The organism is Kamptonema animale CS-326, from assembly GCF_028330895.1.
GTDB lineage: Bacteria > Cyanobacteriota > Cyanobacteriia > Cyanobacteriales > Microcoleaceae > Kamptonema > Kamptonema formosum.
The window spans coordinates 1-9,162 of the sequence record NZ_JAQMUA010000067.1 but is presented as its reverse complement, the minus strand read 5'-3'; the positions used below and the strand labels follow the sequence as shown (position 1 = coordinate 9,162).

General features: G+C 47.5%; 7 protein-coding genes. All 7 read right to left on the bottom strand.

The features are described 5' to 3' along the window. Nucleotides 1-173 precede the first annotated feature (173 nt). Complete coding sequence (locus tag PN499_RS04040; protein ID WP_272030415.1) at nt 174-1,652, bottom strand: dihydrolipoyl dehydrogenase family protein; 1,479 nt, start codon at nt 1,650-1,652, stop codon at nt 174-176. 159 nt (nt 1,653-1,811) lie between these two features. After that, entirely contained in the window at nt 1,812-2,888 is a 1,077-nt protein-coding gene (gene cobD / locus PN499_RS04035) for a threonine-phosphate decarboxylase CobD (protein WP_272030414.1), read from the bottom strand. A 25-nt stretch (nt 2,889-2,913) separates the two neighbouring features. Further along, nucleotides 2,914-3,201 carry an HU family DNA-binding protein gene (locus PN499_RS04030; protein WP_007354400.1) on the bottom strand — a complete coding sequence of 96 codons (288 nt, stop codon included), beginning with the start codon at nt 3,199-3,201 and terminating at the stop codon, nt 2,914-2,916. A 524-nt stretch (nt 3,202-3,725) separates the two neighbouring features. After that, nucleotides 3,726-6,152 (bottom strand): AMIN domain-containing protein, encoded by a 2,427-nt coding sequence (locus PN499_RS04025; RefSeq protein WP_272030413.1) that lies wholly within the window; start codon nt 6,150-6,152, stop codon nt 3,726-3,728. Between the two features lie 114 nt (nt 6,153-6,266). Continuing rightward, nucleotides 6,267-7,100, bottom strand: a complete 834-nt coding sequence (locus PN499_RS04020; protein WP_272030412.1) for a pilus assembly protein PilO — start codon at nt 7,098-7,100, stop codon at nt 6,267-6,269. Continuing rightward, nucleotides 7,097-8,008, bottom strand: coding sequence for a PilN domain-containing protein (locus PN499_RS04015; RefSeq protein ID WP_272030411.1), 912 nt, complete (start codon nt 8,006-8,008; stop codon nt 7,097-7,099). The genes PN499_RS04020 and PN499_RS04015 overlap by 4 nt, the downstream gene beginning before the upstream one ends. Nucleotides 8,009-8,011: 3 nt before the next feature. Next, nucleotides 8,012-9,106, bottom strand: a complete 1,095-nt coding sequence (pilM, locus tag PN499_RS04010; RefSeq protein WP_272030410.1) for a type IV pilus assembly protein PilM — start codon at nt 9,104-9,106, stop codon at nt 8,012-8,014. Nucleotides 9,107-9,162 lie beyond the last annotated feature (56 nt).

The window sequence follows — 9,162 nt, the reverse complement described above, 5'->3', positions numbered from 1 at the left end:
CGCCTAGTCTCTGCGATTGCGGAGCACAGCGAACAATGACAGATCGTAAGTAATTTGCCGGACATGATATTATCCCTATTACCGATTTAAATATCCTAATAATCTTAACTAATAAAATACCAATAATTTCTTCTACTTGGTGTTAATTACAATTGCCAATTATTAATTAACAATTACCAATTCCAATATCGCCGCCAGTGAAACAAATTTTCTAATAAATTAGGTAAAAAAGACCGACTGCGGAAGCTTTGTAATTGCCAAGCAGCGGCAGTTTTACCATTAATTTCGGATAACGTCGGCCAGATGTGGGGAAGTTCCGCGATCGCACTCACTTTCAACCCTTGACGCATAGCTAAAGCGAGACTGTGTATTAACTCCGCAGCCTGCGGCCCAACCAGGCTCGCTCCCAAAATCTCCCCATTACGACGACCAATTAGCTTACAAAAACCCGTCGTTTCTCCCACTATTTGAGCTTTATCGGTTGTCTTAAAATATTCGCGACAAACTATGATATCGTCCCCATATCTAGTTCTAGCTTGTGCTTCCGTCATACCAACTCTTGCCAATTGGGGATCGGAAAAAATAGCCCAAGGAATACCGCGATAATCTACCTTGAAAATTGGTAAAAACAAGGCATTTTTTACAGCGATTTTAGCTTCATAATTGGCAAAATTAGCAAATTGATAACCACCAGTAACATCTGTGCAAGCGTAAATTTGAGGGTTAGTGGTTTGCAGTTTATTATTTAAAATCAATCCTTTCTCATTAAAATCGACCCGCGCTGCTAACAAATTTAAAGTTTCTAAGTTAGGCATCCTGCAACCAGCAGCTACCAAAATTTCATCAGTTTCTATCGCCTCATTCCCTGCTTGAATCCATTTTTTACCATCAATAATCCTGGCTTGTGTGACCTCAGTTTTAGTTAGAATCCGAACACCTTCAGCTTCCATGCTAGCTTGAACTAAACGAGCAGCATCCGCATCTTCTTTAGCCAAAATGTGAGAACTTTTAAGCACCATCGTCACCCGAACTCCCAGCCTTGAAAAGGCTTGCGCCAGTTCTACACCTGCGGGATCTCCACCAATGACAACTAAAGTATCTGGAAGCTTTTTTAATTCGCTTAACTGTCTACTGTCTGCCGTGAAATATCCTGTAGATAACAGCCCTTCAATGTCGGGAATTGCGGGTTGAGAGGGAGTAGCAAGGAGGAAAGATCGCGATTTTAACAGTCTACCATTCACAGCAAAGGCGAGAGCTGGCTTCACAACAAACTCACCTTTCCCAACAATAATATCTACACCCGCAGTTGCTAATGCAGCAGGAGAATTGATTTCCTCAAGGTTAGAAACCACCCCAGAAATCCATAGTTTTGCTATATCAAATTCCAGGGCTATTTCAGCAGCAGAGTTATCCTCTATCGGTGTAGTAAAATGCTGTAAAAAACGTATTTGCTTGGCAAAGCGACCCATTTCTAGCAAAGCTTCGCTGTATCTTAACCTCGCAAATGAAGAATGTTTAGCCGACAACGAGAACTCTTGCCCATTATTGGAAGATTCTACCAAAGCGACACGAGCTTTGAGGTGAGTTGCAGTGAGTGCGGCAAATCGTCCAGCAGCAGTACCGCCAATTATCACCACATCGTAGTCGAGCATAAATGAAGAAGGGACTAGGGGCTAGGGACTGGGGGCTAGGGAAGGAGAGAGAGAGGGAGCGAGGGAGCAGGGGGGCAGGGGAGATGGGTAATTAGCGATTAGCCATTAGCGATTAGCGATTAGCGATTAGCGATTAGCCATTACCAATTAACAATTACCTTATTTTAGAACATCTGCTAGTCCTGCTAAGAGGCGGTTATTATCTGCTTCCGTGCGGATGGCAACTCGGAAAAAGCGATCGCCTAATTCGGCAAAACTTAGACAGTCGCGGATTAGAATACGGTGACGTTCCAATAGAGTTTTTTGTACCCAAGACACAGAATGCTCAGAGTTCACGAATAAAAAGTTAGCTGCACTTTTGTAAGGGCGCAATCCTGGCAACTTCGCTAAACCCTCCAATAACTGAGGCCGAACTAAAGCTAGCCAGTCCCAAGTTTGCTCCTGGAAGGCGCTATCTTGCACCACAGCAGCAGCAGCGGCCGCCGCTAGCGTATTGACAGGCCAAGGGTCGCGCCACTGTTGCCAGCGACGAATGCGGTCAGGGTGCGCGATCGCATAACCCAACCGCAGTCCCGGCAGCGAATAGAATTTAGTCAGCGATCGCAAAATCACTAAATTGGGAAACTCTGCCACCAACCCAACCAAACTTTGCTGCTGTGCAGGGGGTAGAAAGTCCATAAAAGCTTCATCTACGACGACTAAAGCAAATTTCTCCAAAAAAGGCGCGATCGCCTCTAATGTGAATAACAACCCCGTAGGATTGTGGGGATTATTCAGCAGCAAACCACTGGCACTGGGGATTTGGGATTGGAGATCTTCAATTGGCGATCGCAAATCTAAAACATCCAATCCCAAATCTATCGAGCATTCCAGCACAGTTGCGCCAAAAGTTTTCAATGCCCGCCTGTAATCACCAAAAGCCGGAGTAACCAAATAAGTTCGAGCCAAATTTGACAACTCCAAAGCCGCCCAAGTTAATAATTCTGCCGCGCCATTCCCCGGCAGAATCCACTCAGGGCTCAGGTGATGTATTTGGCTCAAAGCCTCCCTCAATTGGCAGTAATCGGGGTCTGGGTAAACTCCTAAGTCGCTTAGGTGCGACTGAATCGCACGCTTAGCCGACTCAGGAGGCCCCAAAGGACTGATACTAGCGGAAAAATCCAGAATGGCAGTAGGAGGGCAGCCAGCTAATGCTGCTGCCCAAGTTAAATTTCCCCCGTGTACAGGTCGAGTCAAAGCTCAGTTCCGCAGTTATCGGCTCCTACTTCTCAGCAGGCGGTGCGACTCTATCTTTGAACAACTTGCCCGCTGAGAAAGCAGGAACTTTAGTTGCTGGGATTTCCATCTTCTCGCCTGTCTTAGGATTCCGACCCTCGCGAGCCTTGCGTTCCCGCGACTCAAAGGAGCCAAAACCCACCAGCGTCACTTTATCGCCATCGGAAACAGCTTCCATGATGGATTCCAGGGCAGCACTCAACACGGCATCAGCCTGTTTCTTTGTGACACTTGCCTTTTCTGCTACTGCGTCAACCAATTCACCTTTGTTCATCTGGCATACTCCTTAAGGTTTGCACAATTACGTTAAACAGCATTCAGCTCTTAGCTGCACGTTGGACTGGGGTTTGCAGTTCTAGGTATGGATTTCGGGGCGTTCCCTATTCTCAGTACCTAGAACTCTGACACACAACTCCTAGCAGACACAGATTCCCTTGACAGAGGGTCAAAAAAGGAATTTTTACTGCTGATGGCTGAAACCCCGACAGAATCTAATTTTCACTGCATTATTCTAAAGTCTTGTCGGCCTATATGGATCGGTGAAACCTTTAATTTATATGGATTTCGACACTTATTAGGTTTTAGACACAAAATTTGAACCAAAAACCCCCTTACGAGATATAATTTATCGCTTTTACGGATGGGGAGAGGGGAAATGGGGAGCAGGGGAGATGGGGAGATGGGGAGGATGGGGGAGATGGGGAGATGGGGAGAGGAAAGATAAAGATTTCCCCTCTGCTCCTCTGCCCCCCTGCTCCTCTGCCCCCCTGCTCCCCTGCTCCCCATCTCCCCATCATCTTATCTCTGCTGAATCGGCACACCTCGCTGGAGCATTTGGCGTGCATCTGGACTGGGGTTGTACTGGTAGCCAAAGGAAGAGCGATCGCTATCATCTAGGATCTGCGGTGTCACCAACACAATCACTTCCGCCCGTTGGTTACTCTTGCTAGTACTTCTGAAAAGTGCTCCAATTATCGGTAAATCTCCCAAAATGGGGATTTTGCTAGCTGTAACTCTTTCTGTATCATTAATTATCCCCGACACGATCAACGTCTGACCGTCGCGCAGGCGAATTAATCCCGAAGACAAAGAGCGCTCTTGCAGTAATGAAATCAGGTTATTGCCCAGAGGTGAAGTTCTGGCGATCGCCCTGACTGTGGGGTTGATTCGCATAGAAATAAAACCATTGTCATCAATGCGAGTTACCTCCACATTAAGAGTCAAACCTGCATTGCCTTTCTCTGCTGTCACTGTTTGCTGAGTTAAGCCCGTGCCCGCTGTTGTCTGCGTTGTGATGTTGGTAATTACTTGTTCAGTTAAGTTGACACCCGCAGTCTCTCCTTCCTGAACAATCAGCGTGGGATCTGTCAGAATCTTGGCATTGTTGGTCTGAATCTGCGCCTGCAACTGAGACAGAAATCTTGTCGGATATTGGAATAAGGGAAAGAGGCTAAATGTTGCCTCTCCAAGGGAATCTAACTGTCCAGCATTCGTTCCATTTAGAGTTCTTTCAAAGGGCGTGTAATCTGAAACCCCTACCCGGTTGGGGTCAGTTGTTACTGGCGATCGCGGCTGGATAAAAAGACCACCGCCGGGAGCTGTCAGCGGAACGTTAATGGGATCGCTGTTAAGATCGTAAAATGGATCGCCCGTAACTGGGTTGGGTACTATCGGCCGACCAGTTAGAGAGCTGCGGGTAGTAAGCGTATTAGGTGGATTGACACCCCCAAAATTCAGGGTGGCATTTCCACCATCATTAACGAAGAAATTGTTATTAATTCCGAAGGAAAAGCTAGAACTATAGTTATTTTGTCCTGCTAAGTTGATGTCAATAATCTTCACATTCACAGCAACTTGGCGGCGGCGTAAATCTAGCTGAGTCAAAAATGAGCTAGCAATTTCCACTTGGCGGGGAGTGCCAATTAAGGTGATGGCATTTAATCGCTCGTCAGTAAGTACGGACAGGCCTCTGAGCAATAAGGCTCCAGTACCTTGAGCTGCGCCGAGCGGTCGAATTTCTACTGAGTTCTCTTCCGTTACGTTCCTGTCTACGCCCGTACCCGTAACTGTACGCCTGACGATGTTAACAACTCTTTGAGTTTCTGCTCCTTGAGCACTTAAGAAAGCTGCCGCTTGTCCGGCTTGGACTTGGTTGAGCCGAAAGGAGCGGGTGATTAAGTTACGGGCCTCAATGGGCAAAGTAGAACCAACAAAGATCGTGCGTCCGATCCGATTAGCTTGTAAGCCGCTAAGGCGGAGTACGTAGTTAAAGACATCTTGAACTGACTCATTCTCAATATCTAAGGAAATTTTTGGCCCTTCATCTGTAGTGCTGGCTCCCTGATTGGGGACACCTGGCTGAGCTTGACCTGTCTGCCCCTGAGTGCCGCCCCCAGTAAAGGCAATGTTGACTCCTGCGGCGCGGGCTAGCAAAGCTAACACATCTCTAACTGGTGCATCTCGCAGCACTAGGCGAGGGATGCGTTCAGATGTATTGAGATTGATTGCTGAGGGAGAGGGATCGATATTCGAGACGGCGATATCGCCGAGAGGTGGCGCAACAGCTCGCGACTGAAAAGGAGGAGCTTGGTTGAGAGAGGGTTGAATATCTTCGGGAAGCGGTGGCTGCTCGTTCCTGGTAATCGTGACTTCGGGGTTGGGCACCATCACGTTCGGAGACTGAGCAGTACGGATTTGAGGCGCTGGGGCGGTTTGGCTCAGAGGTCGGCTTGGCGGTGGGGGTGCTGCTTGATTTAGGGGTTGATCTGGTGGTGGAGGCGGTGCGATCGCAGGGACACTGGCAGTAGCTGTACCTCTGCCCTGAGCTACGCTGAAAACTATTCCTTGACCCTGTGTCTGAAGGATTTGCCCAGAGGGAGCGTTGCCATTGCCTGCAACGACGATCCTGATGCTGTTAGCATCAATCTGAGTTACTTCTACAGAAGCAATCCCTGGAGAGGGATTTTCTTGCCGGAAAGCGTTACCTTGGGGTAGGCGCAGTTGGGTATTGGTGATAGTTGCTCGGAAACTATTACCGTCGTTAATTGTGAAAACTTGAGGGCGATCGCCTTTCTCCGTTGCCAATACAATATTAAACCCACTGCTGGTTTGAGTGAGCTGTACGGCAGTAACTTTTGTGGGTGCTGCCCAGACTGGTGCTTGTGCGACCAGGACTGCGACACCCGCACCGAAAAGCCCTCCACCCAATCTTAAATGTTGTTTCACGTTCCCTCCTCAACTAAAACTTTGTTTGCTGTTGGCTCTCAAGTGTCAGGTGCGCTACTGACTCTTAGAGTATTGACAAATGAACTATTACTTGCATTGGAATACAAAATAGCACTATTTGGCTGCCGCAGGTTTAGGAGTTGCAGGTGCGGCTGGACTTGGGGTAGCCGCTGGCTCAACTTGTTTTAAGGGCAGTAGTGCGTGCAAGTCAAAGGCTGTTTTGATTTTAGTTTGTGGCACACCTACAGGAATAATTTTCCCTTGGAGATAGTCAACTTCTATTTTCTGAGTTGTTTCTGACAACTGAGATTTTAAGTTTTTAACTACTAACAGGGATTGCATCAGCTCTAGATTCCGCATGAAGGCCTGAGTTTGAGGGAAACTACCTTCAAACTCAACTTTAAAAGTCTTGCGTCTGAGCTGACCGTTGACCCCGGCTCCCAAACTACCATCAAGGACAATATCTGGGTCGGGCATGGCCGCTGCGGCTGCTGCGGCTGATGGGGCAACTACTTTCACCGGGACAGGTTCAAATTTTGTCAGTTTTGCTTTGCGATCGTCACCTTGAACTCCAGAGTTAATTTTGTTGACCAGTTGAGTAACATCATAAAGCAGAGTATTTAAGGTGGTGTCGTCAGCAAACATTGACGTTACCTCAATTCTCCGCTGTATGGCTTCGTCGCGAGCGGCAATTACTTCAGCTTTTTTCTTAATTTGAGCTTGCAGTAGTTGTTGCTTGCCTTCAAGTTCTGTAATTTTTCCTTTGGCTTCGTTACCTTTTTGCAATTCTGGCAACACGAACTGGTAGGTTAGATAGCCGGCTACTCCTAGACCAAGAACGGCGATCGCAGCTCCAATGACTTGCGGAGTTAGCTTGATGCCAAATATGGCCTTGCCTTCTTCTTCTTGACCTTCCTCGCCGGGAATATATTGATTTGCTACTGTCATGGTTTTTTCACCTCTGGCTGTTGTGCGATCACTCCTTTTTCTTGAAGTGTTTCGATCCTGATTGCTAAACCGTCTGCCTGTTTGTTCCTCAGCTCTGGAAGCAATTGGGATGCAGGAGTGGCGCTGAGGGCTGTTTCAATTTTATATTCGACTATGGGGCGTAGTTTGGGAATTTCGGCGGTTCCTCCTGGGCTTTTGTTCTGAAGTTCTATTTGTGTGGTGTTGTTTTTTAATGTTGCTCCAAGCAGTTTTGTGTCGGTATCTTTGAAAAAGGGAGAACGCTGGATTAGCAGCAGAAAGTCGTTGACTTGCTCGAAGGAACTGGCGACACCGGTGATTACTAATGTGGCTGTCTTCATTGGTGCTGGCGGGGCAGCAGGGGCAGTAGGAGAGGCACTGGCAGCAGGAGATGCGCTGGCAGCAGGAGAGCCACTCGGCGAGGGAGAGGGAGATTTTGCCGCTGCTGCTGGGGTGGGGGTGACTGGGGCCGGGCTCGGCTCGGTTTGGTCAATTTTGGAGATTTTTACTCCGGCTGGGATGCGATCGCCTAGATCTCGCCACATGGCTGACCAAGGCTTAATTTGATCGAATACCGTACCCAAGGCTTTATACTCTCCCTCTATTTTCTGGGTTTCGGTCTTGATTTTGGTGATTTCGGCTACTTGAGCTTCTAATTGAGCCGCTTTCTGTTCAGCTACTGCTTTGCGTTCCCCAGTTCTAGTATTTTCTTGAGTCAGCCACCAGTAAGCGCCCCCGACAGCGCCATTGAGAGCTAGTGCTACCGCTACCCCAACTAGAATCGGAGTTTGATCGGCTGAACTTGCAGATTTACTTTTGCGTTCTCGATTAACATCTACCGGCTTGTAATCGGGGCGATCGTTGAGAAAATTAATATCTAAGCTGTACACGCTTCAAACCTCCCTTAGTCCTAAACCCAATGCTATGCCCAAACCAGTTCGTTGTTCTGGGGGAATTTCTTGTTCTAATTCCAGGGAGAGGGCTTCCACTGGATCTACTTGGCTGGCTGGCAAGCTCAACCTCTGCATAAAGAATTCGTCGAGTTTGCCGATCGCTGCTCCGGGCCCTGCCAGCAGCAGTTGCGCCACTTCTAATTCTTCACTCTGGTTGAGGTAAAAATCGATCGAGCGGCGCAGTTCGTCGGCTAGTTCGCCTAATACTTTAATCATGGCATTTGTACCTGGATTCGCATCCCCCCCTGATGTGCCCATTGTATCTGTAACTGGGAGGGTCATGCCTTGAACCTCCCTCGTGTCTCTGGTGGGAGGCAAGTTCATCGCCTGGTTGAGAGCGGTTTGAATTTGGTATGTGCCGATGGGAATTGTGCGGTTAAATTGAGGTATGCCATCTACTACTATAGCTAGCTCTGTACTATCGAATTCTATGTCTGTTAGCACTGCTGCTTCTTGGGCAGAAAATTGTTGCAGTTGGTCGCGCATGGTGCGGATTAATGCAAAACTTGTGACTTCTAAAACATCGATTGTTAGCCCTGCTTCTTGAAATGTAGTGATGTAAGTATTTGTAACTTCTTGCCGGGTTGCTACTAAGACTACTTGTACTTTTTCTATGCCGTCTTCATCGACAAATAAGCCGAGTTTCTGATAGTCTACGTCTGCATCGTCTCTGGGGAATGGCAAGTATAGACCTGCTTCTGCGTTCATGTATTCCCGCAGTTCGTCGTCGTTGAGTTCGGCGGGAACGGGGATTAAGCGGATTACTGCTTCTCTGCCAGGAATAGCTGTAGCTACTCGTTTGGTTGTAATTTTGTTATCGGCAAGCAGGGATCTAATCAGTTCTGCCATTGTTGGCGGATCGACTATTTGACCTTCTTGTACGATGTCTTCGGGGACTTCTGCTGTAGCTAATATCCCTAGTTTTAATGACGAGCCTTTTTTTTGAAGCTGAACGACTTTGATTAGATCTGAGGACAATTCGATGCCGATTCCGGGCTGGCGATTGGAAAATAATCCTTTAAAAAAGTTAACCATATTTTGTTAGTTGGTAATTGTTAGTTGGTAATTGGTAATTGGTAATTGGTAATTGG

Excerpts from the sequence above, each read along its gene's own strand:
- PN499_RS04040 (WP_272030415.1), bottom strand. The coding sequence starts at position 1,652 with ATGCTCGACTACGATGTGGTGATAATTGGCGGTACTGCTGCTGGACGA.
- PN499_RS04030 (WP_007354400.1), bottom strand. The coding sequence starts at position 3,201 with ATGAACAAAGGTGAATTGGTTGACGCAGTAGCAGAAAAGGCAAGTGTC.
- PN499_RS04020 (WP_272030412.1), bottom strand. The coding sequence starts at position 7,100 with ATGACAGTAGCAAATCAATATATTCCCGGCGAGGAAGGTCAAGAAGAA.
- pilM (WP_272030410.1), bottom strand. The coding sequence starts at position 9,106 with ATGGTTAACTTTTTTAAAGGATTATTTTCCAATCGCCAGCCCGGAATC.